This is a genomic window from Actinoallomurus sp. CA-142502, assembly GCF_050936355.1.
GTDB lineage: Bacteria > Actinomycetota > Actinomycetes > Streptosporangiales > Streptosporangiaceae > Actinoallomurus > Actinoallomurus iriomotensis.
Genome location: NZ_JBNJMY010000001.1, coordinates 10,415,400 through 10,437,492, shown reverse-complemented (window position 1 = coordinate 10,437,492; position 22,093 = coordinate 10,415,400). Strand labels below are relative to the sequence as shown.

Genomic DNA, 22,093 nt, shown 5'->3' with positions numbered 1-22,093 from the left:
GTAGATGTAATCGGGAACCCGATCCGTCCGTCGCTTCGACACCTCTGGAGGCTCTCCGCATGACCGATGCCCAGTACCCATCCGCCGCGGTGGAATTGCGTGAGCGCGCCCTGGCCGCCCAGCGTGAGGGGGTGTGGGAGGAGGCCGAAGACCTGTTCCAGCAGGCGTTCGAGGCCGGGCACCCGGTCGCCGCGTACGACCTGGGCATCGGCCTGTTCGACCGCGGGGACGACGACGGTGGGCGGATGTGGTGCCGCCGCGCCGCCGAGCAGGGCGTGCCCGCCGGTGCTTTCGAGACCGGCTACTCCGCGGAACGCCGGGAGGACCTGGAGGAGGCCGAGCGGTGGTACCGGCAGGCCGCCGAAGGCGGCCACGTGGGCGGCACTCTCAATCTGGGGGTGCTCCTGGAGCACCGGGGTGCCATGCCCGAGGCCATGGACGTCTACCACCGTGCCTGGGAACTCGGCGCCCACGAGGCCGCGTTCAACATCGGCAAGATCCATGACAACGACGGCAACGGCGACCTGGAGAAGGCCGCCGAGTGGTACGAGCGCGCGGCCGAACGCGGCAACGCCGGCGCCGCGTACAACCTGGGACACGTCCGGCGTGACCAGGGCGATGAGGCCGCGATGGCGGCGGCCTGGGAGCGGGCCGCGGAACTCCGGCATCCGAAGGCCGCCCACAGCCTCGGAGTGGTGTTCAAGCGGCGGGCCGACTGGGAGTCGTCCGCCAAGTGGTTCCGGAGGGCGGTGGAGGATTTCGGGCACCGCGGCGCGGCCGACGCGCTTGCCGACTTCTGCGAACGGAACGGCGACCAGGACCAGGCCAGGTTCTGGCGAGACCTGACGGACGGGCTGGGCGCCTACAGCCCGGCGTTCGAGGCGTTCGCGAGCGAGGGTTCGGCCGCGGCGATCCACCGGCAGGACGTGCTGAACGCGGCCCTGGAGGGCGACCACGTCGACTTCAACGTCGACGAGCGGACGCTGACCACCGGGGGCCGCACGTACCACGGCGTCACCCTGCTCGGCAGCTTCTCGCACCTGGACCAGTCGTGGCTGTGGTCCTGGGCCAACCAGCACTACGGTGACGACCATCCCGCCATCGCGCCGCTGGAGGCCATCCGCGAGTACGGCCGCGACCACGACATCCCGGAACTCACGGTCGGACGCCTGGAGCTCTCCGGCTTCCCGCAGCCGCACCAGGCCGCGACCACGATGGCCATCGCCGCCGGCGCCCTGCTCGGCGGCAACGGCGTCCACAGCGTGGGGATCAACGAGGGCAAGGGTTCGGCGTACTTCCACATCGACGACCCGCAGCTGCCCGCCGCCGGCTACGACCCGCTCGCGGCCCCGCGCCTGCTGATGACCGCCGTCGAGGTCTTCCCGTCCGACCCTCGCCGGGTCGTCCGCGGTTTCATCGCGCACTACGGCGCCGGGATCGCGGAGGGCCCCGACGTGATCCAGGGGCGCTTCCCGGACGGCCGGAACCTCACGGTCGGGTTCACCGAGGAGGGGCTCATCAAGGCGATCTCGGCGGAGAACACCCCCTCCTGAGCGTCAGGCGCAGGCGGCGTAGAGCACGTCGCGCAGGCCCGGTACGTCCTCCCGGTCGCCGCGCCAGACCAGGCGCAGGCTCAGCGCGGGGGCCGGCAGGTCGAGCCGGGCCAGGGTGCCGCTCTCGCAGGCGGAGGTCACCCCGAACTCCGGCAGCAGAGCCACCCCGAGCCCGTGCTCGGCCCAGGAGCGCATCACCGGCACCGCGCCCGCCGGGACGCGCTCCGGCCCGGGGCCGAGCACCCGGTCCGCGGCCAGGCGGAAGGAGCAGTTCGGGTCCCCCACGAGCAGGCGCTCACCGGCCAGGTCGGCCGGGGTGAGGCCGTCGCGGCCGGCCAGCGGGTGGCCCGGGGCGGCGACCAGGGCGAGCGGGACCGCGTCGACGTCGAGGAAGGTCAGGGGCTCCGGCGGCGCCGGGAAGCCCAGGCCGCCGAGGGCGTCGCCGGTGTCCAGGACCAGCGCCGCCTCCAGCCGTCCCGCGCCGACGTCGGCCATCAGGTCATCGCGGCTCACACCGGGGCGGACCTCGACCTCGACGCCGGGGCGGCGCTCGGCGAGCCGGGCCAGCACACGCGGCACGTACGTGGCGGCGATGGTCTCCAGCGCGCCGAGCCGTACCTGCCGGGGCCGCCCGGCCACCTCGGCGCGCGCCTGTTCGGCCTGGTCGAGGAGGCGGCGGGCCCAGACCAGCAGCCGCTCGCCCGCCCCGGTCGGCCGCATCCCCGCCGGGGTCCGCTCGAACAGGGGCACCCCGAGCGACCGCTCCAGGGCGCGGATCTGCGCGGACACGCTGGAGGGCGCCCGGTCGAGCGCGACGGCGGCGTCGGTGACGGTCCGGTGACGTACGACGGCCTCGAAGGTCCGTAGCTGGTGGAGCTCCACGGCCATCGCAACCGCGCGGTGGCGTTCGGAAATTCCGAACGGGCGTGCGGGCCGGCCGGTGGAGCGCGTGAGGCCCGGCCCGGACAGTGGGGGCCCATGACCACTCTGAGACTCCCCGTACGGGCCGGAGCCGGGCACGGGCTCGCGCTCTTCGGCATCGCTCTCGGCTACTTCATGGTGCTGCTCGACATGACCGTGCTGTCGGTGGCCGAGCCGGACCTGGCCGCCTCGCTGCACACCTCGGTGTCCGGGCTGCAGTGGGCGACGACCGGCTACACCGTGGTGTTCGGCGCGCTCCTGCTGTCGGCCGGAGCCGTGGCCGACCGGTACGGGGCGCACCGGGTGTTCCGCGTCGCGGTCGCGGTGTTCGGGCTCGGCTCGCTGCTGTCCGCGTTCGCCCCGGTGCTGGGCGTCCTCATCGCGCTGCGGGTGCTGCTCGGCGCCGCCGGTGCGGCGTGCGTGCCCGCGTCGATGGCGATGATCGCGCGGCTCTACCCCGTGCCGGCCGAGCGCACCCGTGCGGTCGCGGTCTGGGCGTCGGTCAGCGGCGCCGCGGTCGCGGCGGGCCCGATCGCCGGCGGCGTGCTGGTCGACCTCGTGGGCTGGCGTGCGATCTTCCTGGTGAACGTGCCGATCGCGCTGGCCGTGCTCGCGCTCGTCGCGGGACCCGCGGTGCGCTGCCCGCGCGGCGGGCGGCGGGTCGACTGGGCGGCCCAGCTCGCCGCCTGCGCGGTCCTCGCGCTGCTGACCGACGCGCTGATCGCCGCCGGCGCCCGCTCCTGGGCGCACGTCGTCGTCTCCGGGACGGCCACGGTGCTCGCGGCGGCCGGGTTCGCCGTCCTGGAGCGGCGCAGCGTCGCGCCGGTGATCGACCGTGCGCTGCTGCGCGCGGGCGGGGTGCGGGCCGGGCTGGCGGCCGGCGCGGCGGTGAACTTCGCGCTCAACGGAAGCCTGTTCGTGCTGCCGCTGCTGCTCCAGGAACAGCGGCACCTCGGCGCGGCCGTCAGCGGGCTGGCCTTCCTGCCGCTCACCGTGCCGTTCGTGGCGAACCCGCCGGTGACCGGCCGGATCGTCGCGCGGGTCGGGCCGCGGCCGCCGATCCTGGCGGGGATGACGCTGCTGACGCTGGGCGGTGCGGCGCTCGGCTGGGCGGTCGCCGCCGGGGCCGGGTACGCGGTGCTCGCCGTCGGGCTGCTGCTGACCGGGTTCGGCGTCTCGTTCGTGCTGCCCTCCCTGGTCGCGGCCGTCCTCGACGTCGCGCCGGAGGGCACGGCCGGCGCGGCGGGCGGCACGCTGAACGCCGCACGCCAGACCGGGGCGACCATCGGCGTCGCCGCGATGGGCGCCGTATTCGGGCACGGGGCGGCGTACGCGCTGCTCCTCGCGGCGGTGGTCTGCCTGGCGGCGGGCGCCTGGTTCGCCCTCGCGGGTGATCGGCGCTGAGAGCGTGAGCGCACTAGATTGGCGGCAGGAGGTGCCACATGACCGACCTGCCCGATCGGATCTCGTTGCGTGAGGTGGGGCCGCGCGATGGTCTGCAGAACGAGGAGCCGGTGCCGACCGAGGCCAAGGTCGAGCTGATCGACGCCCTGTCGCACACCGGCGTCGGCCGCATCGAGGCCGTGTCGTTCGTGCATCCGAAGGCGATCCCGCAGATGGCGGACGCCGACGAGGTGTGGAGCCGGGTGCGGCGCGCCGGCGACGTACGCTACTCGGCCCTGGTGCCGAACCTGCGTGGCGCCGAGCGCGCCCTGGACGCGGGCTTCACCGAGCTGGAGGTCGTGGTCTCGGCCTCCGACACGCACAACCGCAAGAACGTCAACCGCTCCACCGAGGAGTCGCTCGACGACATCGCCAAGATCATCGACCTGGCGCACGGCCGCGGCGCCACCTGCCAGGTGATCGTCTCCACCGCGTGGGGCTGCCCGTACGAGGGTGACGTGCCGGTCGAGCGGGTCGTCGGGGCCGCCTCGCGGGCGGTGCGCGACGGCGCCGACAGCGCCTCGTTCGGCGACACGACGGGCATGGCGACCCCACCGCGGGTGACCCGGCTGGTCGGCGAGTTCCGCATGGCCAACCCCGACACCTCGCTCAACCTGCACTTCCACAACACCCGTGGCACGGGCCTGGCGAACGTGCTCGCGGCGCTCCAACTGGGCGTGGCCGACTTCGACGCCAGTGTCGGCGGCCTGGGCGGCTGCCCGTACGCTCCCGGCGCGACCGGGAACATCGCGTCCGAGGAACTGGTTCACATGGTGGAGGACATGGGCGTGGCCACGGGCGTCGACCTGGAGGCGCTCATCGACGTCGCCGCCCGGGCGGAGACGATGGTGGGCCACACGCTGCCCTCACAGGTGCTGCGCGCGGGCCCCCGGAGTCGCACGATCTCGCCCTGAGCGATCGGGCGTCCGGATCTCAGGAAGGTAAGCCCCCGTTGGCTTCAAGTTCACATTAGGCGGGGAGCATATCTGTCATGAGTGTCGAAGCCGGACAATTCTCCGAGGTAGAGGGTGAGTTCCCCGAGGACCGGTTTCTTGATCGCGAGGAGAGCTGGCTGCGGTTCAACCAGCGTGTGCTGGACCTGGCCGGAGACCCGGAACTTCCGCTGCTCGAACGCGTCCGCTTCCTGTCGATCTTCGCCAGCAACCTGGACGAGTTCTTCATGGTCCGGGTCGCCGGGCTGACCCGGCGCATGGCCACCGGGATCGCCGTGCAGACCGCGAGCGGCCGGCAGCCGCGCGAGGTGCTCGCCCGGACCTCCGAGGTCGCCCACGAGCTGATGCTCAGGCACGCGGCCTGCTTCCACGACGAGATCCTGCCCGCCCTCGCCAAGGAGGGCATCGAGATCCTGCGCTGGGACGAGCTGGCCGACACCGAGAAGGAACAGCTCCACCGCCTGTTCCGGCGGCGGATCTATCCGGTGCTCACCCCGCTCGTCGTCGATCCGGCACACCCCTTCCCGTACATCTCCGGCCTGTCACTCAACCTCGCCGTCGTGGTCCGCGACCCCGAGACCGAGGAGACGCTCTTCGCCCGGGTCAAGGTGCCGCCGCTGTTGCCGAGGTTCCTGGAGGCGTCGCCGTCGCGGTTCGTCCCGCTCGAGGACGTGATCGCGGAGAACCTCCCGCAGCTGTTCACCGGCACCGAGATCCTCGAACACCACGCGTTCCGCGTCACCCGCAACCAGGACCTGGAGGTGGACGAGGACATCGCGGAGAACCTCCTGCAGGCGCTGGAGCGCGAGCTGCTGCGCCGCCGCTTCGGCCCGGTCGTCCGGCTGGAGGTCGAGGAGTCGATCACGCCGGAGGTGCTCGAACTGCTGACCACCGAGCTCGGCCTGGACGAGAGCTCGGTCTACCGGGTGCCCGGCCCGCTCGACCTCGGCGGCCTCGGTGCGATCGCCGACCTGGACCGCAGCGAGCTGAAGTACCCGCCGTTCGTGCCCTCGGAGGCGGCGCTCCCGCACGACACCGACATCTTCGCCACGCTGCGCGACCATGACGTGCTCGTGCACCACCCGTACGACTCCTTCACGACGAGCGTCGAACGGCTCATCGAGGACGCCGCCGCCGACCCGCAGGTGCTGGCGATCAAGCAGACGCTCTACCGGACGAGCGGCGACTCACCGATCATCGACGCGCTCATCGACGCGGCCGAGGCGGGCAAGCAGGTCGTCGTGGTGGTGGAGATCAAGGCGCGGTTCGACGAGCGCGCCAACATCACCTGGGCCCGCAAGCTGGAGCAGGCCGGCTGCCACGTCGTCTACGGCTTCGTCGGCCTCAAGACGCACTGCAAGCTGGCCCTCGTCGTCCGCGAGGAGTCCGACGGCACGCTGCGCCGCTACTGCCACATCGGCACCGGCAACTACAACCCCAAGACCGCCCGCGTCTACGAGGACTACGGCCTGCTGACCGCAGACCCGCAGGTGGGCGAGGACGTCACGGACCTGTTCAACCACCTCACCGGCTACACGCGTGACACCGAGTACCGCCGGCTCCTGGTCGCGCCGGACTCCCTCCGCGCCGGGCTGGTGAGCCGCATCGAGCGGGAGATCGACAGCCAGCTGCGGGGCCGCCCGGCGCACATCCGCTTCAAGTGCAACTCCCTCGTGGACGAAGTGATCATCGACGCGCTGTACCGGGCGTCGCAGGCGGGCGTGCCGATCGACATCTGGGTGCGCGGCATCTGCGCCCTGCGGCCGGGCGTGCACGGGCTGTCGGAGACGATCCAGGTCCGCAGCATCCTCGGCCGCTTCCTGGAGCACTCGCGCCTGTACGCCTTCGAGAACGGCGGCGAGGCGGAGGTGTGGATCGGCAGCGCCGACCTCATGCACCGCAACCTGGACCGCCGCGTCGAGGTGCTCGTACGCGTCACCGACCGGAACCACTGCGCGGACCTGCTGGGCCGCTTCGACCTGGCGATGGGCATGGACACCCAGTGCTGGCTGCTGGACGAAGAGGGCAACTGGACCCGGCACGGCGGTTCCACGCACATTCAGACCCACCTCATGCGGACGCGGCGATGGAGGACCGTCGATGGGTGATGGCCCCGACCAGATCCGGGCGGCGGGCGCCGTCCTGTGGCGGCCCGGACGGAACGGTCCCGAGGTCGCGCTGGTCCACCGCCCCAAGTACGACGACTGGTCCTTCCCCAAGGGCAAGGCCAAGGACGGCGAGCACATGCTCCGCACGGCCGTACGCGAGGTGTGGGAGGAGAGCGGCGTCTGGCCCGTCCTGGGCCGCCGCCTGCCCGCCCGCGAGTACGTGAAGGAGAGCCGGTCCAAGCGCGTCGACTACTGGGCGGCCACCGGCAACGGCGGCGACTTCCGCCCGAACGAGGAGATCGACCGGGTCGAGTGGCTGCCGGTGCCCGAGGCCGAGCGGCGGCTGAGCTACGAGCACGACGCCGACCTGCTGCGTGAGTTCGCCGCAGGACCCAACCGGACCACGCCGTACATCGTGCTGCGGCACACCTCGGCCGGCGACAAGCACGAGTGGGACGGCGACGACGTGCTGCGGCCGCTCGACGAGCGCGGTCGCGCCGAGGCCGCGGCGCTGGCCGAGACGCTGGCCGGGTACGGCCAGACCCGGGTGTTCAGCTCCGCGACCGCCCGCTGCATGGAGACCGTGCTGCCGTACGCCGCGCGGATGAGCGCCGACATCCGCACCGACTGGGCGTTCTCGGTGGGCACGCCGATGGCCGCCTCGAAGGAGGCGGGCGGACGGTTCGCCCAGATCATCGGGGAGGGCGCCGCCGCGCTCGTCTGCACGCACGGCGAGCTGGTGCCCGAGCTGATCGAGCGCGCCTGCGAGACGCTCGGCGCTCCCGTGCCGGAGGATCCCCGGCTGCCCAAGGGCGGCTTCTGGGTGCTGCACGTCGCCCGTGACGCGCTCGTCTCCGCGGAGCGGCACCGCCTCTGAGGCGATGTGATAGTTCTCGTATGCCGTGTCCGGCCGACGAAGGGTGTTGATCGATGCCGCACGAGGTACGAGGGGTCGTCGCGCGTTCCAAGGGCGCGCAGGTCGCCATCGAGACGATCGTCGTGCCCGATCCGGGCCCCGGCGAGGCGCTCGTTCAGGTCCAGTCCTGCGGCGTGTGCCACACCGACCTGCACTATCGCGAGGGCGGCATCAACGACGAGTTCCCGTTCCTGCTCGGCCACGAGGCCGCCGGTGTGGTCGAGGCGGTCGGTGACGGCGTCACCGACGTCGCGCCGGGCGACTTCGTCATCCTCAACTGGCGCGCGGTCTGCGGGCAGTGCCGCGCCTGCCTGCGCGGGCGTCCCTGGTACTGCTTCGCGACGCACAACGCCGCCCAGAAGATGACGCTGACCGACGGCACCGAGCTCTCGCCAGCCCTGGGCATCGGCGCGTTCGCCGAGAAGACCCTCGTGCACGCGGGCCAGTGCACCAAGGTGAACCCGGCCGCCTCGCCCGCCGCCGCCGGGCTGCTGGGCTGCGGCGTCATGGCCGGCCTCGGGGCGGCGATCAACACCGGCGGCGTGACGCGAGGCGACTCGGTCGCGGTCATCGGCTGCGGCGGTGTCGGCGACGCCGCGATCGCCGGGGCGCGCCTGGCCGGCGCCGCGAAGATCATCGCCGTCGACATCGACGACCGGAAGCTGGAGTGGGCCCGCGGCTTCGGCGCCACCGACACGGTGAACTCCCGCGAGACCGACCCGGTCGAGGCGATCCGCGAGCTGACCGGCGGCCACGGCGCCGACGTCGTGGTCGAGGCCATCGGCCGGCCCGAGACGTACGAGCAGGCGTTCTACGCCCGCGACCTGGCCGGCACGGTCGTCCTCGTCGGCGTGCCCACCCCGGACATGAAGATCGAACTCCCGCTGCTCGAGGTGTTCGGCCGCGGCGGGTCGCTGAAGTCCTCCTGGTACGGCGACTGCCTGCCCTCCCGCGACTTCCCGATGCTGGTCGACCTGTACCTCCAGGGCCGGCTCGACCTCGACGGCTTCGTCTCCGAGACCATCGGCCTGGACGAGGTCGAGGAGGCGTTCGGCAAGATGGAGCGCGGCGAGGTCCTGCGTTCGGTGGTGAACCTGTGAGCGACGTTCGTGAGGCATCGGCGAGCCACCTGATGCCAGAGCACCGGCCGAACGCGCGGAGTGAACGGAAGGCACTGTGAGCGACGTTCGTGAGGCATCGGCGAGCCACCTGATGCCAGAGCACCGGCCGAACGCGCGGAGTGAACGGAAGGCACTGTGAGCGACGTTCGTGAGGCATCGGCGAGCCACCTGATGCCAGAGCACCGGCCGAACGCGCGGAGTGAACGGGAGGCACTGTGATCGGTCATCTCGTCACCTCCGGGACGTTCAGCCTCGACGGGGGCACCTGGGACGTCGACAACAACGTGTGGCTGGTCGGCGACGACCGCGAGGTGCTCGTCATCGACGCCGCGCACGACGCCGACGCGATCGCCGCCGCGGTCGGCGACCGCCGCCTGACCGCGATCGTGTCCACCCACGCCCACGACGACCACATCGACGCCGCGGCCGAGCTGGCCGACCGCACGGGCGCGCCGATCCTGCTGCACCCGGACGACATGGTGCTGTGGCGGATGACCTACCCCGACCGCGACCCGGACCGCGCACTCGCGGACGGGGACGAGCTGACCGTGGCCGGCACGACCCTGCGCGTCCTGCACACGCCGGGCCACGCCCCGGGCGCGGTCTGCCTGTACGCCCCGGACCTGGGCACGGTGTTCACCGGCGACACACTGTTCAACGGCGGCCCGGGCGCGACCGGCCGGTCCTACTCCGACTTCGGCGTCATCGTCGGCTCGATCCGCGACCGCCTGCTGACCCTCCCGCCGGACACCGTCGTACGGACCGGCCACGGCGACACCACGACGATCGGCGACGAGGCGCCGCACCTCGACGAGTGGATCGCCCGGGGCCACTGAGGTGGCGAGCCTGGAGGACGCGGAGCGGATCGCCTCGGCGCTGCCCGAGGTGACCGAGGGCACGCGCTACGGCAACCGCACGTGGCTGGTCAGGGGCAAGGGTTTCGCCTGGGAACGCCCGTTCCGCAAGGCCGACCTCAAGCGGTTCGGGGACGCCACCCCGCCGGACGGCCCGATCCTGGCCGTCCGGGTCGAGGATCTCGGCGAGAAGGAGGCCGTGCTGGCCGCCCACCCGGAGTCCTTCTTCACGATCCCGCACTTCGACGGGCACGCCACCGTCCTCATCCAACTCCGGCGCGTGGGCGAGGAGGAGCTGGCCGAGGCGATCACCGACGCCTGGCTGGCCTGCGCGCCGCGCCCGCTGGCGGAAAGTCACCTCGGCCGGCCGCCCGAGGCGCGGGGTCCGGCGTAGCGCCTGCCCGCAGACCAGGCCCGTCACGCGATCAGGGACGGGTGGGCGGGTGGGGGGTCTCGTTGGTCCAGCCCACCTTCAGGTAGGTGATCGCCGCGTGCTTCGGTCCCACAGTCGTGCTCTGGGAGAGGAGCATCGCGCGGGACGGGTCGATCAGGTATCGAGTGCCGCCGATGATGAGCGCGTACCCCCACCGCCCCTGCTCGTCCTCGGCCAGGCCGGCGCTCTTGACCTTCGGCCGTCCGGCCAGCGCGCGGAAGGCCGCCGCCCGGGTCTTCGGCGTGGCCGGCGCCTCGGCCAGCAGCTCGATGAGCAGGTCGTCGGTGTAGAAGTCGATGTCCTGCCGGCGCCAGGAGGGGGATACGGACCGTGCGACGCCGTTCGCCCACTTCTCGATGCCTTTCGCGGTGGTGGGCAGGTTCCTGACCTGGGCGAGGGTGAACATGTGGTCCGCCACCTCGAAGGCACGCGGCGACTTCTTCTTGCTCCGGTAGACCGTTCCCGGCTTGCCCGCCTCGTCACGGCCGTTCAGGATCAACACCCCTCCCCAGTAGTAGCCGTCCTTGCCGTACCAGCTCTCATCGATCTCCTTGGTGAAGTGCACCTCCCGAAGCGTGCTGACATGCCAGTACGCGCCGTCGGCGGCGGGCTGCCGCTCCGCGGTGGTCGCCGCCGCCAGCAACACCTGCCGCGTGGACAGCGGGGAGGAGGACGGGGAGCGCCTCACGGGTGGGGTCGCGGGCGTGGAGCCGCCGGAGACCGCGAAGACGACGGCCCCGGCGGCGGCGGCGAGGCCTCCCGCGAGGGCCGTCCACCGGACGAACCCGCGCCGGGTGCCCGTCCGTGGTGCTGCGGGCCGGGAGTCGATGGCCGCGAGCAGCCGCTCCCGGCCGGTGTCCAGACGCTGCGGGGACGGGATCGGGGCATCGGCACGCATCGTACGCACCAGATCGAGATCGTTCACTGCCGGCACCTCAGCTTTCCTCTGTGACCAACATGGGGTTCCCGTCGCCGAGCGCGGCACGGATCTTCCGCCGAGCGCGGTGCAGCCGTGACCGCACCGTTCCCACGGAGGTGCCCAGAGCCTGGGCCGTCTCCTCATAGGACAGATCGGCCCAGGCGATCAGCAGCAGAACCTCCCGATGCGCCCGGCTGAGACCCGCCAGGGCCGCCGCGAGCGACTGGTGCATCCCACTCGCCACCACCCGGTCGTCGGCGTCCTCCCACTGGCCGTAGGTCTGGGCCACCGGGTCGGCACCGCTGCGGGCGAACGCCCGCAGCATCCGGGTCTCCCTGCGGTGATACTGGGCCATGACGTTGGCGGCGATCCCGTACAACCACGGCCGGGCGTCCGGTCGCCCGAGGTCGTAGTGCCGGCGTTTCTCGAACGCCCGATAGAACGTCTCGGCGGTGACGTCATCGGCGAGATCGTCACCCAGCCTGCGGGCGACGTAACGGCTGATGTGGGCCGCATGCCGCTCATACAGCGCGGCGAACACCCCGGGCTCCCGCCAGGACCCCTCGATGACAGCGGCGTCGCTCGCGCCGTGTCGGGGCGACACAGTCATACGGCTCCTGTCTCTCGCAGCCGGGGATCCGGCCGTACGCGGTGTGCGCTTCACCCGCTTTTCTCCGAACCTGCGATCGAGTTCCCCCGAGGAGACGTGGCCGTGAGAGAGGCGGAGATCTTCGGCACGGACGCGTTCCGCGCGGTACTCCCACCTCGAAGAATGGATTTCCCGAAGGCGCTAAGGGTAATTTCTCGCCCATTTGTCGCTGGAACCCCATATCTTGAGCCCAGCGTCGGGGAGCTGATCGCGGGGGAGTCTGTGCGGGTACTGGCGGGCAGGTACGAACTGCACGAAGCGCTGGGGCGCGGCGGCATGGGCGTCGTCCACAAGGGTCTCGACCGCGAGCTGGGACGTACGGTCGCCGTCAAACTGCTCCCGGCCGAACTGCTCCGGCAGCCGGGCTTCCAGGAACGGTTTCGTCGTGAGGGACGCACCGCCGCCGCGCTCAGCCACGCATCCATCACGGTCATGCACGACATCGGGGAGGACACCTCCGGCGGTGAGCCGGTGCCCTATCTGGTGATGGAGTACCTCGACGGCCGCCCCCTCGACGAGGCGATCGCGGCCGGGCCCCTGCCCCTGGACCAGGTTCGCGCGATCATCGGTGACGTTCTCGACGCGCTGGACCACAGCCACGGCAAGGGCATCGTGCACCGGGACATCAAGCCCGCCAACGTGATGGTCGACCTGGACGGCTTCCGGCCCCGTGTGAAGATCCTGGACTTCGGCATCGCCAAGCTCATCGCCGACGCCGCCACCCGCCTCACCGCGACCGGCTGGATGGTCGGCACACCCCTGTACATGTCGCCCGAGCAGGCCGAGGGCCACGCCGCGACCGCGAAGTCGGACGTGTACGCGGTCGGCTGCCTGCTGTACGAACTGCTCACCGGGGACCCGCCGTTCACCGCGGAGACGCCCACGGCCGTGCTGTTGCAGCACATTCGCCAGACGCCCCGGCCGCCGTCCGCCCGGCGCCCCGATCTCCCGCCCGGCTGGGACGCCGTCGTTCTGAGGGCACTGGCCAAACGCCCTGAGGACCGGTACGCCGACGCGGCCGAGATGCGGGCCGCCGTGCTCACGGCCGGCGACGACGCCCCTGTTGTCCAGGCCGGTGCCGCCGCCCGGATGGACGGTGCCCTGGCCACCGCCCGCCGGCCGGAGGCCAACGCCACTCCGGCCACCCGGCCGATCTCCGCCGCCGGGGCAACGCCGCCGAAGACCAGAGGCCGGTCCGCGGGCGATCTACTCTTCGGGTCCTGGATTCCGTTCTGCCTCGTCGGACTGAGCGTCCTCGGCGTGGTGGCGGGCCTCTACTGCGGGCTCCGTTTCGGAACCGCGCATGTCTCGTCCTACAACGCGAGAAAGTATCTGGCGGCGGTCTTCGCCAGCGGCCTGCTCATCGCGGTCTCGGCGGTCGTGTTCTTCACGGCGGTCGGCGGCCTGGCCTTCCGCAGGCGGGGCCGGGCCGGGGGCAACCCCCCGGTGCGACCGTACGTGATCGAGCTCTTCCTCGTCCTGCTGTTCGCGGCCGGGCCGCAGGTCTTCGGCATGATCACCGCCGTGCGGCTCTACAACGGCTTCGACGGTGCCGACGGGATAGCGCTCCTTCACTCCATGAGCATGTGGCCCGGTCTCTCGAGAACGTACTTCTGGCTCGGCATCCTGTCCGCCGTCGTCGTCAGTCCCTTCGCCGTCGTGCCGGTGGCCCGGTATTTCTCCGCGGGCGCGCGGCGGCGCTGAGCGGGCGGGAGCACCCTCCGGGCGTGGCGAGCAGGGCTGAGGCGCCGTCCCACCGTTCCGGGTCAGTCGTCGTTCGCGCTGCGGGGTTCGGCGTAGCGCTGGAGGTAGAGCTGTTCGCCGAGCGCCTCCAGCAGCTCCAGCTCGGTCTCCAGGTAGTCGACGTGCTCCTCTTCGTCCTCGAGGATGTGTTCGAAGATGCGCGCCGAGGTCACGTCGCCGCGGGAGCGCATCAGTTCGATGCCGGGCCGCAGGCGTCCGACGGCCTCCATCTCGATGGCCAGGTCGGAGCGGATCTGTTCGGGCACCGTCTGGCCGATGCGCAGCGGGTTGATCCGCTGGTAGTTCGGCAGTGCCGACAGCATGAGCAGGCGGTCGGTGAGGGTCTCCGCGTGCCGCATCTCATCGAACGACTCGGCCCTGGTGTGCTCGGCCAGCGCGGTGTACCCCCAGTGCTCCTGCATCTTGGCGTGCAGGAAGTACTGGTTGATCGCGGTGAGCTCGGCCGTCAGCTGCTCGTTGAGCAGGTTGATGACGTCGGTGTCGCCTTCCATGTCACCCAATCGTGACACGGGCAAGGCAAAGCGCGGGCAATGCCTCGCCGTGTCCGCGACCGGGGGTCAGGCGGCCGCTTCGACGGCCTCCGTCGGCGCCGGCCCGGCCATGCTCTCCTGGAGCATCGCGCAGATGCGGTTGACACACGAACCGCAGCCCGGCCGCATGCCGCACGCCGCCCGGACCTCCTTGGCCGAACAGGCTCCGGCCGCCACGTGCTCCCGCACCACGTCTTCGGTGACGGCGTGGCAGACGCAGACGTACATGGCCGGTGGACCTCCGGGGGGGCGATTAGGTAAGGCTCCCCTAAGCTAACGCACGATCCGGGGTTTTGGCCAATGTTCGCTGGTCAGGAGCGATGTAGCGTACGTCACAAGTGCGTTCCTCCAGATACGTGTGAGTCGATCACCTGGGGGAAATTGACCGATGTGATGCGTATTTGGCCGGGTGACCCCTACCCCCTGGGCTCCACCTACGACGGCGCGGGCACGAACTTCTCCGTCTTCTCCGAGGCTGCGGACCGGGTGGAACTCTGCCTGTTCGACGACGCCGGCAAGGAGACCCGGATCCCCCTTACCGAACTCGACGGCTTCGTCTGGCACGGCTACGTGCCCTGGGTCGGCCCCGGCCAGCGGTACGGCTTCCGGGTGCACGGCCCCTACGACCCGGCACAGGGCCTGCGTTGCAACCCGGCCAAGCTCCTGCTCGACCCGTACGCCAGGGCGATCCAGGGCGAGGTGGAGTGGAACGAGGCACTGTTCGCGTACCGGTTCGCCGACCCGGGCGCGCGCAACGACGACGACAGCGCGCCGTACGTGCCCAAGAGCGTCGTGGTCAACCCGTTCTTCGACTGGGGCGACGACCGCGCGCCGCGCACGCCGTACCACGAGACGGTGATCTACGAGGCCCATGTAAAGGGCCTGACCCGGCGGCATCCGGACATCCCCGAGGCGGAGCGCGGCACGTACGCGGGCCTGGCCAATCCGGTGATGATCGACTACCTGCGGGAGCTCGGCGTCACGGCGATCGAGCTGATGCCGGTCCACCAGTTCGTGCACGACGACGTGCTGCTCCAGCGCGGGCTGTCGAACTACTGGGGCTACAACACCCTCGGCTTCTTCGCCCCGCACAACGGCTACGCGGCGAGCGGTTCGCGCGGCGAGCAGGTGCAGGAGTTCAAGCTGATGGTGCGGAGCCTGCACGCGGCGGGCATCGAGGTGATCCTCGACGTGGTCTACAACCACACCGCCGAGGGCAACCATCTCGGGCCGACGCTGGGGTTCCGCGGCATCGACAACCGCAGCTACTACCGGCTCGTCGACGGCGACCCGCAGTACTACATGGACACCACCGGCACCGGCAACAGCATCAACGTGCAGCACCCGCACGCGCTTCAGCTGATCATGGACTCGCTGCGCTACTGGGTGACCGAGATGCACGTGGACGGCTTCCGCTTCGACCTCGCCTCGACGCTGGCGCGCGAACTGCACGCGGTGGACCGGCTGGCGGCCTTCTTCGACCTGGTGCAGCAGGACCCGATCGTCTCGCAGGTCAAGCTGATCGCCGAGCCGTGGGACGTCGGCGAGGGCGGCTACCAGGTCGGCAACTTCCCCCCGCTGTGGACGGAGTGGAACGGCAAGTACCGCGACTCGGTGCGGGACTTCTGGCGCGGCACCGACGGCCTGCTGCCGGAGTTCGCGCGCAGGTTCACCGGCTCCAGCGACCTGTACGCCGACGACGGCCGCCGGCCGCTCGCCTCGATCAACTTCGTCACCTGCCACGACGGCTTCACGCTGCACGACCTGGTCTCCTACGACCACAAGCACAACGAGGCCAACGGCGAGGACAACCGCGACGGCAACGACGACAACCGCTCGTGGAACCACGGCGCCGAGGGCGACACCGGCGACGCGGACATCCTCGCGGTACGGGAGCGGCAGAAGCGCAACTTCCTGACCACGCTCCTGCTGTCCCAGGGTGTGCCGATGATCTCCCACGGCGACGAGCTGGGCCGCACCCAGGACGGCAACAACAACGCCTACTGCCAGGACAACGAGCTGAGCTGGGTCGACTGGACCGACCGGCCGGAGGCCGGCGCGCTGCGGGAGTTCGTCCGGCGGCTGACCACGCTGCGCCGCGACCATCCGGTCTTCCGCCGCCGCCGGTTCCCCTCCGGGGACAACGTCCAGTGGTTCACCCCCGAAGGACAGCCCATGACGGACGGGGACTGGCAGACCGGGTACGCCAAGGCGGTCACGATCTTCCTGAACGGCGACGCGATCACCGAGCCGGACCGGCGCGGGGAGCCGGTCCAGGACGCCTCGTTCCTGATGCTGGTCAACGCCTCCGACCGCGACCTGACGTTCACCGTGCCCGAGGCGTACCGCGGCCTGTGGACGACCGTGATCGACACCACCACCAGCTTCATGCTCGAGAACGAGGAGACCGCGCCGATGACAGGGGACAAACCGTTGGTCGAGGCCCGCTCGATCCAGGTGCTCCAGCGTGTCTAAGGCGCCGACCGCGACGTACCGGTTGCAGCTCAGGAAGGGATTCGGGTTCGCCGAGGCGGGGGAGCTGGCCGGCTATCTGGCCGCTCTCGGCGTCTCCCACGTGTACCTGTCGCCGATCCTGCAGGCCACCCCCGGCTCGGCACACGGCTACGACGTGGTCGACCACTCCCGCATCGCCGACGACCTGGGCGGCGAGGAGGCGTTCCGCGAGATGGCCGCGCGCCTGCGCGAGCACGGGCTGGGCATCGTGATCGACCTGGTGCCCAACCACATGGCCATCCCGGCGCCGGAGACGCTCAACCCGGCGTTCTGGGACGTCCTGTGCCACGGACCGGACTCGCCGTACGCGCGGTGGTTCGACATCGACTGGTCCGAAGGGGCGGTCGTGGTGCCGGTGCTGGGCTCGCCGGAGGACGAGCCCGAGATGGACGGCGACGTCGTCCGCTACCACGAGCACGTCTACCCGCGCGGCGGCCGCTACCGCCTCGGGTACTGGCGCGACACGGAGCCGAACTACCGGCGTTTCTTCGACATCTCCACGCTCATCGGGCTGCGCCCGGAGGACCCGGAGGTCTTCGACCGCACGCACGCGCTGCCGCTGCGACTGGTGCGCAAGGGGCTGGTCGACGGCCTGCGCATCGACCATCCGGACGGCCTCGCCGACCCGCGCGGCTACCTTCGCCGGCTCTCCGGCCGGGCGAGGCCCGGCACGTGGATCGTCGCCGAGAAGATCCTCACCGGCGGCGAACGGCTCCCCGAGGACTGGCCGTGCGCGGGCACCACCGGGTACGACGCTCTCGGCATGATCGGCGGGGTGTTCAACGACCCGGCGGGCGACGGGCCGCTGACCGATGCGTACACCACCCTCACCGGTGGCCGCCGCGACTTCGAGGCGGTGGAGCGGGAGGCCCGCCGGTACGCGGCCGAGCGCATGCTGGTGCCCGAGGTCGACCGGCTCGCCGGCCTGCTCGCGAAGATCCTGCCCGACGACGACCCGGAGGCCCTGCGCCTGGCGCTCGTCGAGCTGCTCGTCGCGATGCCCGTCTACCGCACGTACGTGGTGCCGGGCGAGGAGCCGTCGGCCCGCGACCTGGAGATCGTCGCCCAGGCCGCCGCCGGAGCGCGCGCCGCGCTGCCGGACGGTGAGCTGCTCGACCGGGTGGTGCCGCTGCTGCTCGGCCTGACCGGCCGCGACGCGCTGCGCGACGAGTTCGTCGTCCGGTTCCAGCAGACGTCCGCGCCGATGATGGCCAAGGGCGTGGAGGACACGGCGTTCTACCGCTGGTCCCGGCTCGCGGCGCTGAACGAGGTCGGCGGGGACCCGGTGCGGTTCTCGGTGTCGCCCGAGGAGTTCCACGCGTACTGCGCGGGGATCGCCGCCGAGCGGCCCGGCACGATGACCACGCTGTCGACGCACGACACCAAGCGGCAGGAGGACGTGCGCGCGCGGCTGGCCGTGCTCAGCGAACTGCCCGGCGACTGGATCGAGGCGGTCCAGAGGTGGCACGCCCGCGCGCCCGACAGCCCCCTCGACCCCGACCTGGACTACCTGATGTGGCAGACGATCGTGGGCGCGTGGCCGCTGTCCGGGCAGCGGCTCAAGGAGTACCTGACCAAGGCCATGCGGGAGGCCAAGACGCGCACGTCCTGGGTGAACGGCGACGCCGCGTACGAGGAGGCGGTGCTCGCCCACGTGGACGTCGTGCTCGCCGACCCGGAGCTGGCCGACGACATCGAGGGGTTCGTGGCGCTGCTCGCCCCGTACGCGCGGGCGAACTCCCTCGCCCAGAAGCTCGTGCAGCTCACCATGCCGGGCGTGCCCGACGTCTACCAGGGCTGCGAACTCGCCGGGCTGTCCCTGGTCGACCCCGACAACCGGCGGCCGGTGGACTACGTGCGCCGGCGCGAGCTGCTCGCCGACCTGGACGCCGGGACGGTGCCGGCCGACCTCGGCGGGGAGAAGCTGCTCGTCACCTCGCGCGCCCTGCGCCTGCGGGACGAGCATCCCGAATGGTTCTCCGGCGGTTACGAGCCGCTCGCCGCCGACGGCCCGGCGGCCGAGCACGTCCTGGCGTTCCGCCGCGGCGGCGTGACCACGGTGGTGACCCGGCTGCCCGCCGGTCTCGACGCCCGCGGCGGCTGGGACGACACGCATCTGCCGCTGCCGGGCGGTCCCTGGCGCGACCTGCTCACCGGCCAGTCGTACGTCTCGCCGGTGCCGCTCACCGGCCTGCTCGGCATGCTCCCCGTCGCACTACTGATCGAGGCTGAATGAGATACGACGTCTGGGCACCGGACGCCGCGAACGTCGAGGTGGAGGCCGGTGGGCGCCGCCATGCCATGGCTCCCTCACCCGTACGGCGGGGCTGGTGGACCGCCGAGGCCGAGGGCGAGGACTACGGGTTCGTGATCGACGGGAGGGGGCCCTTCCCCGATCCGAGATCGCCCTGGCAGCCGGACGGGGTGCACGGTCTCAGCCGGGCCTACGACCACGGCGCGTTCGCCTGGACCGACGGCGCGTGGCGCGGACGGCCGCTCGCCGGCGGCGTCCTGTACGAGCTGCACGTCGGAACCTTCACGCCGGAGGGCACGTTCGACGCCGCCGTCGAGCGCCTGGACCACCTGGTCGCGCTGGGCGTCGACGCCGTGGAGCTGATGCCGGTCGCGGCCTTCCCGGGCCGGCACGGCTGGGGGTACGACGGCGTGCACCTGTGGGCCGTGCACGACCCGTACGGCGGGCCGGACGGGCTCAAGCGCTTCGTCGACGCCTGCCACGCGCGCGGCCTGGCGGTCGTCCTCGACGTCGTCTACAACCACCTCGGGCCCAGCGGCAACTACCTGGGCGAGTACGGCCCGTACTTCACCGACGACCACCGGACGCCCTGGGGCCCGGCGGTCAACCTCGACCGGGCCGGGTCCGACGAGGTGCGCGCGTTCATCGTCGAGAACGCCCTGATGTGGCTGCGCGACCACCACCTGGACGGGCTGCGGCTCGACGCCGTGCACGCGCTGAGCGACGAACGCGCCGTGCACATCCTGGAGGAGCTGGCCGTCGCGGTGGACGGGCTGCGGGCCGCGACGGGCCGGGAGCTGTTCGTGGTCGCCGAGTCCGACCTGGGCGACCCGCGGCTGGTCACCTCGCGCGAGGCCGGCGGGTACGGCCTGGACGCCCAGTGGAACGACGACTTCCACCACGCCCTGCACTCGGTGCTCACCGGCGAGCGGCAGGGCTATTACTGCGACTTCGGCTCGATGGGCGCCCTCGCCAAGACACTGTGGGGCGCGTTCTTCCACGACGGCACGTGGTCGACCTTCCGCGGCCGCTCCCACGGCCGGCCGGTCGACCGGCTGCGCACGCCCGGCCACCGGTTCGCCGCGTTCCTGCAGAACCACGACCAGGTCGGCAATCGCGCCACCGGCGACCGGATCTCCGCGACGCTGTCGCCGGGGCTGCTCAAGGTCGGCGCCGGACTGCTGCTGACCTCGCCGTTCACGCCGATGCTGTTCATGGGGGAGGAGTGGGGCGCCACCACGCCGTGGCGTTTCTTCACCGACCATCAGGAGCCGGAGCTGGCCCGCGCGGTGAGCGAGGGGCGGCGGCGCGAGTTCGCCACGCACGGATGGGCGTCGGAGGACGTGCCCGACCCGCAGGACCCCGAGACGTACCGCCGGTCCGTGCTGGACTGGACGGAGCCGTCGCGGCCGGAACACCGCGAGCTGCTGGACTGGCACCGCGACCTGATCGCGCTGCGCCGTTCCTGCCCGGAGCTGACCGACACGCGGCTGACCGAGATCGACGTGGAGCACGACGAGTCGTGGATCGTCGTGTACCGGGGATCGGTGCGGGTCGCCGCCAACCTGGGCGCGGATCCGGTACGGCTGCCGGACGGCGAGCTGCTCCTCGCCTCCGCGCCCGGCATCCGCCCCGGCGGCGAGCTGCCCGGTGAGTCCCTGGCGATCCTGCGGATGGTGTGAGCCGGGCCGGGAAACCGCTTGACTGTCTCTATGAGCGAGAAAAATCCCGGTGCTCTCCTGTCCGAACACCTCGGTCTCGTCGAGGCACCGGTCGACCGCGTCCGCGCGGTGGTGCTCAACGTGCCCACCGGGGAGCTCTCCGGCCCGGACGCGCCGGTCGTCCTCGGCCCCGGGCGGACCGTCACCGTGTCCGGCGGGCCGACGACGTTCACCGCCGATGCCGGGACGCCCATCGTGATCGACGTCGACCGCGAGGCCGGGTGGGTCCAGGCGCACGGGGAGTGGTGGTGGTGCGTACGGCTCCAGGTCGAACCGCACCCGGACGGCGCGCTGGTCCGGCGGAGCGCCTACAACCGCGCGACCGGAGCGGCCGGGCGCCTGGTGCCGTACACCGTCGGCCGGGGACACCGGCGGCAGGGCCACGCGGCGCTGCTCGGCCTCCTCGACGACCTGGGCTCGCGGCTCGGCTGCGACACCCGCCTCCTGCCCGAGTGACGCTCAGGCCCGGGTGAGCCGCTCGTCGCCTTCGGGGTGGAACGTGCGGCGGTAGGCGATCGGTGACACGCCCAGGGTCGCGTGCAGGTGCTGGCGCAGTGACACGGCCGTGCCGAACCCGGCCAGCCGCGCGATCCGATCGACCGGCAGGTCGCTGGTCTCCAGCAGGTGCCGGGCACGGTCGATCCGCTGGCGGGTGAGCCAGCGGCCCGGGCTCATGCCGACCTCCTCGCGGAACCGCCGGCTGAGCGTGCGCACGCTCATCCCCGCCTGCTCCGCCAGGTCGGCCAGCGACAGCGGCAGGTCCAGGCGTTCCAGCGCCCAGGCACGGACCGGCGCGGTGCCCGCGTCGTACGGCTCGGGGACCGGACGTTCGATGTACTGCGCCTGGCCGCCGTCGCGCCACGGGGGCACCACACAGCGGCGCGCCGCGCGGTTGGCCACCTCGCTGCCGTGGTCGCGGCGTACGACGTGGAGGCACAGGTCGACGCCTGCCGCGGCTCCGGCGGAGGTGAGCAGGTCGCCGTCGTCCACGAACAGCACGTCGGGGTCCAGCCGGACGTGCGGGAACATCCGCCGGAACCGGTCGGCCTCGCCCCAGTGGGTGGTCGCGGGGCGTCCGTCGAGCAGACCGGCCGTGGCGAGCACGAACGAGCCGGTGCAGATCGACATGATCCGCGTGCCCGGCCGTACGCCGTCGAGGGCGGTCCCGAGGGCCGCCTGGTCGTACGCGCCCCTGAACGGGGGGATCGCGATCGTGTCGGCGCCGGCCAGCGCCGAGGCGTCGTGGTCGACGACGATGGCGAAGTCGGCGGCGGTACGCACCGGGCGGCCGTCCAGCGTGCAGGTGAGCACCTCGTACAACGGTTCGTCCGCGGGGCCGCGGGCGGCGCCGAAGATGCGGCCGGGGATGCCCAGCTCGAACGGGATCACGCCGTCCAGCGCGAGGACGACCACGCGATGGGGTGCGCTCATGACCAGATA

The 22,093-nt window shown here is 71.9% G+C and carries 19 protein-coding genes; 13 read left to right on the top strand and 6 right to left on the bottom strand.

Annotated features, from left to right (window positions below):
* Positions 1-59: 59 nt before the first annotated feature.
* A complete protein-coding gene (locus ACQEV1_RS48950) occupies positions 60-1,553 on the top strand; it encodes an SEL1-like repeat protein (RefSeq protein WP_433404703.1) in 1,494 nt (497 codons plus the stop codon).
* Positions 1,554-1,556: 3 nt separating this feature from the next.
* Here ACQEV1_RS48950 and ACQEV1_RS48945 read toward each other — a convergent pair whose 3' ends face one another.
* On the bottom strand, positions 1,557-2,441 hold the full coding sequence (locus ACQEV1_RS48945) for a LysR family transcriptional regulator (protein ID WP_433404700.1): 885 nt from the start codon (positions 2,439-2,441) through the stop codon (positions 1,557-1,559).
* A gap of 90 nt (positions 2,442-2,531) precedes the next feature.
* On the opposite strand from ACQEV1_RS48945, the gene ACQEV1_RS48940 reads away from it, so the two are divergent.
* The 7 genes from ACQEV1_RS48940 (at position 2,532) to ACQEV1_RS48910 (ending at position 10,263) form a co-directional block, all read left to right on the top strand.
* On the top strand, positions 2,532-3,878 hold the full coding sequence (locus ACQEV1_RS48940) for an MFS transporter (RefSeq protein ID WP_285625546.1): 1,347 nt from the start codon (positions 2,532-2,534) through the stop codon (positions 3,876-3,878).
* Positions 3,879-3,916: 38 nt separating this feature from the next.
* Positions 3,917-4,831, top strand: coding sequence for a hydroxymethylglutaryl-CoA lyase (locus tag ACQEV1_RS48935; protein ID WP_285579336.1), 915 nt, complete (start codon positions 3,917-3,919; stop codon positions 4,829-4,831).
* 77 nt (positions 4,832-4,908) lie between these two features.
* Positions 4,909-6,978, top strand: a complete 2,070-nt coding sequence (locus ACQEV1_RS48930; protein ID WP_285625549.1) for an RNA degradosome polyphosphate kinase — start codon at positions 4,909-4,911, stop codon at positions 6,976-6,978.
* Entirely contained in the window at positions 6,971-7,855 is an 885-nt protein-coding gene (locus ACQEV1_RS48925; protein WP_285625551.1) for an NUDIX hydrolase, read from the top strand. Before ACQEV1_RS48930 ends, ACQEV1_RS48925 begins: the two co-directional genes overlap by 8 nt.
* A 53-nt stretch (positions 7,856-7,908) precedes the next feature.
* A complete protein-coding gene (locus tag ACQEV1_RS48920; protein WP_433404696.1) occupies positions 7,909-8,994 on the top strand; it encodes an S-(hydroxymethyl)mycothiol dehydrogenase in 1,086 nt (361 codons plus the stop codon).
* Positions 8,995-9,233: 239 nt separating this feature from the next.
* The gene (locus tag ACQEV1_RS48915) at positions 9,234-9,851 is read left to right on the top strand and encodes an MBL fold metallo-hydrolase (RefSeq protein ID WP_285626164.1); all 618 of its coding nucleotides are present in this window, start codon (positions 9,234-9,236) and stop codon (positions 9,849-9,851) included.
* Position 9,852: 1 nt separating this feature from the next.
* Positions 9,853-10,263 (top strand): MmcQ/YjbR family DNA-binding protein, encoded by a 411-nt coding sequence (locus ACQEV1_RS48910; RefSeq protein WP_285625559.1) that lies wholly within the window; start codon positions 9,853-9,855, stop codon positions 10,261-10,263.
* A gap of 31 nt (positions 10,264-10,294) precedes the next feature.
* Here the strand turns inward: ACQEV1_RS48910 and ACQEV1_RS48905 are convergent, their stop codons facing one another.
* Both ACQEV1_RS48905 and ACQEV1_RS48900 read right to left on the bottom strand, forming a co-directional pair.
* Positions 10,295-11,227 (bottom strand): CU044_5270 family protein, encoded by a 933-nt coding sequence (locus tag ACQEV1_RS48905; protein WP_433404693.1) that lies wholly within the window; start codon positions 11,225-11,227, stop codon positions 10,295-10,297.
* 10 nt (positions 11,228-11,237) lie between these two features.
* A complete protein-coding gene (locus ACQEV1_RS48900) occupies positions 11,238-11,831 on the bottom strand; it encodes an RNA polymerase sigma factor (protein WP_433404691.1) in 594 nt (197 codons plus the stop codon).
* A gap of 261 nt (positions 11,832-12,092) precedes the next feature.
* Between ACQEV1_RS48900 and ACQEV1_RS48895 the strand changes: the two genes are divergently transcribed.
* A complete protein-coding gene (locus ACQEV1_RS48895; protein ID WP_433404688.1) occupies positions 12,093-13,574 on the top strand; it encodes a protein kinase domain-containing protein in 1,482 nt (493 codons plus the stop codon).
* A 62-nt stretch (positions 13,575-13,636) separates the two neighbouring features.
* On the opposite strand, the gene bfr is transcribed toward ACQEV1_RS48895, so the two are convergent.
* Entirely contained in the window at positions 13,637-14,125 is a 489-nt protein-coding gene (gene bfr, locus ACQEV1_RS48890; RefSeq protein WP_285625569.1) for a bacterioferritin, read from the bottom strand.
* A 66-nt stretch (positions 14,126-14,191) separates the two neighbouring features.
* Positions 14,192-14,392, bottom strand: a complete 201-nt coding sequence (locus ACQEV1_RS48885; protein WP_285579315.1) for a (2Fe-2S)-binding protein — start codon at positions 14,390-14,392, stop codon at positions 14,192-14,194.
* Positions 14,393-14,554: 162 nt separating this feature from the next.
* Here ACQEV1_RS48885 and glgX point away from each other — a divergent pair, with 162 nt between their 5' ends.
* Genes glgX through ACQEV1_RS48865 form a run of 4 tightly spaced genes read left to right on the top strand, consistent with a single transcriptional unit; the run spans position 14,555 to position 21,109 of the window.
* The gene (gene glgX, locus ACQEV1_RS48880) at positions 14,555-16,639 is read left to right on the top strand and encodes a glycogen debranching protein GlgX (protein ID WP_433404685.1); all 2,085 of its coding nucleotides are present in this window, start codon (positions 14,555-14,557) and stop codon (positions 16,637-16,639) included.
* Positions 16,632-18,914 (top strand): malto-oligosyltrehalose synthase, encoded by a 2,283-nt coding sequence (gene treY / locus ACQEV1_RS48875; protein WP_433404682.1) that lies wholly within the window; start codon positions 16,632-16,634, stop codon positions 18,912-18,914. The genes glgX and treY overlap by 8 nt, the downstream gene beginning before the upstream one ends.
* Positions 18,911-20,614, top strand: a complete 1,704-nt coding sequence (gene treZ, locus ACQEV1_RS48870) for a malto-oligosyltrehalose trehalohydrolase (RefSeq protein ID WP_433404679.1) — start codon at positions 18,911-18,913, stop codon at positions 20,612-20,614. The genes treY and treZ overlap by 4 nt, the downstream gene beginning before the upstream one ends.
* 30 nt (positions 20,615-20,644) lie before the next feature.
* Positions 20,645-21,109, top strand: a complete 465-nt coding sequence (locus tag ACQEV1_RS48865; protein WP_285625577.1) for a hypothetical protein — start codon at positions 20,645-20,647, stop codon at positions 21,107-21,109.
* A 3-nt stretch (positions 21,110-21,112) separates the two neighbouring features.
* On the opposite strand, the gene ACQEV1_RS48860 is transcribed toward ACQEV1_RS48865, so the two are convergent.
* Entirely contained in the window at positions 21,113-22,084 is a 972-nt protein-coding gene (locus tag ACQEV1_RS48860) for a GlxA family transcriptional regulator (RefSeq protein WP_285625579.1), read from the bottom strand.
* Positions 22,085-22,093: the final 9 nt, after the last annotated feature.

Excerpts from the sequence above, each read along its gene's own strand:
- ACQEV1_RS48950 (WP_433404703.1), top strand. The coding sequence starts at position 60 with ATGACCGATGCCCAGTACCCATCCGCCGCGGTGGAATTGCGTGAGCGC.
- ACQEV1_RS48945 (WP_433404700.1), bottom strand. The coding sequence starts at position 2,441 with ATGGCCGTGGAGCTCCACCAGCTACGGACCTTCGAGGCCGTCGTACGT.
- ACQEV1_RS48940 (WP_285625546.1), top strand. The coding sequence starts at position 2,532 with ATGACCACTCTGAGACTCCCCGTACGGGCCGGAGCCGGGCACGGGCTC.
- ACQEV1_RS48935 (WP_285579336.1), top strand. The coding sequence starts at position 3,917 with ATGACCGACCTGCCCGATCGGATCTCGTTGCGTGAGGTGGGGCCGCGC.
- ACQEV1_RS48930 (WP_285625549.1), top strand. The coding sequence starts at position 4,909 with ATGAGTGTCGAAGCCGGACAATTCTCCGAGGTAGAGGGTGAGTTCCCC.
- ACQEV1_RS48925 (WP_285625551.1), top strand. The coding sequence starts at position 6,971 with ATGGGTGATGGCCCCGACCAGATCCGGGCGGCGGGCGCCGTCCTGTGG.
- ACQEV1_RS48920 (WP_433404696.1), top strand. The coding sequence starts at position 7,909 with ATGCCGCACGAGGTACGAGGGGTCGTCGCGCGTTCCAAGGGCGCGCAG.
- ACQEV1_RS48900 (WP_433404691.1), bottom strand. The coding sequence starts at position 11,831 with ATGACTGTGTCGCCCCGACACGGCGCGAGCGACGCCGCTGTCATCGAG.
- bfr (WP_285625569.1), bottom strand. The coding sequence starts at position 14,125 with ATGGAAGGCGACACCGACGTCATCAACCTGCTCAACGAGCAGCTGACG.
- ACQEV1_RS48885 (WP_285579315.1), bottom strand. The coding sequence starts at position 14,392 with ATGTACGTCTGCGTCTGCCACGCCGTCACCGAAGACGTGGTGCGGGAG.
- treZ (WP_433404679.1), top strand. The coding sequence starts at position 18,911 with ATGAGATACGACGTCTGGGCACCGGACGCCGCGAACGTCGAGGTGGAG.
- ACQEV1_RS48865 (WP_285625577.1), top strand. The coding sequence starts at position 20,645 with ATGAGCGAGAAAAATCCCGGTGCTCTCCTGTCCGAACACCTCGGTCTC.
- ACQEV1_RS48860 (WP_285625579.1), bottom strand. The coding sequence starts at position 22,084 with ATGAGCGCACCCCATCGCGTGGTCGTCCTCGCGCTGGACGGCGTGATC.